This is a genomic window from Mesorhizobium sp. M7A.F.Ca.CA.003.01.2.1, from assembly GCF_003998945.1.
GTDB lineage: Bacteria > Pseudomonadota > Alphaproteobacteria > Rhizobiales > Rhizobiaceae > Mesorhizobium > Mesorhizobium ciceri.
In genome coordinates this window covers 1-784 of the sequence record NZ_RZRA01001478.1, presented here as the reverse complement: position 1 = coordinate 784, position 784 = coordinate 1, and the positions used below count along the sequence as shown (strand labels likewise).

The window sequence follows — 784 nt, the reverse complement described above, 5'->3', positions numbered from 1 at the left end:
GTTCGAGCATGACGCAGAACCCTATTCCTTCCGCGACCTGATCCTGGCGCGCAAATATGCAGGGCTCGTCGCCGGCGGCGCGACATGGGGGGCGATCGCGCGCTCCGTCCACCGCTCCGGCCCGGTGGCGTCGCTGACCGCCAAGTCGCTCAATGTCGGCTCGCAGCATGGGCGCGCCGATGCGATCTACCTCGAAGGCGGCCAGAGCGAACTCGACGGACAGCTTCTGTTCGATTTGGGCAGCGCCGGTTCGGCAGGCGACGACACACTGGAAGAGTTGTTTGCCGAGGCCGAAGCGGCGGAGGAGGGTGGCGACCATGATAGGGCAGCCGCACTCTACCAGCGCTGTCTCGCCATCGATCCGAGCGATGCGATTGCCGCCTTCAACCGCGCCAACTGCCTGCGCGCCGGCGGCCACGCGGCGGACGCCGCGCACGATTATATCAATGCGATAAAACTCGATCCGGCCTTCGTCGAGGCCTGGTTCAACCTCGCTGGGCTGATGAGCGAGCAGGGCCGCGAGGCCTCGGCGCGAAGGCACCTGCAGAAAGCGATCGCGCTCGACAAAAACTATGCCGATCCGGTGTTCAACCTCGCCCGGCTCGAATTCGACGCCGGCGATCTGCCGGAGGCGCGGCGGCTGTGGGTGCGCTATCTCGAACTCGATGCGGAGTCCGAGTGGTCGCGGATGGCGGCCAAGGGCGTGCAGTTCGTGGATCTGCAGTTGGCGCGTACGGCGGGGTGAGGGATGATTAGCGATGACAGCCGATCTCCCCCCTTGTGG

1 protein-coding gene is annotated in these 784 nt (G+C 65.9%); it reads left to right on the top strand.

Annotation, left to right across the window (positions count from 1 at the left end; translation table 11 throughout):
* Positions 1-745: tetratricopeptide repeat protein (locus EN969_RS33585; protein WP_127419894.1), on the top strand; the 745-nt coding region annotated here is incomplete at its 5' end.
* Positions 746-784 lie beyond the last annotated feature (39 nt).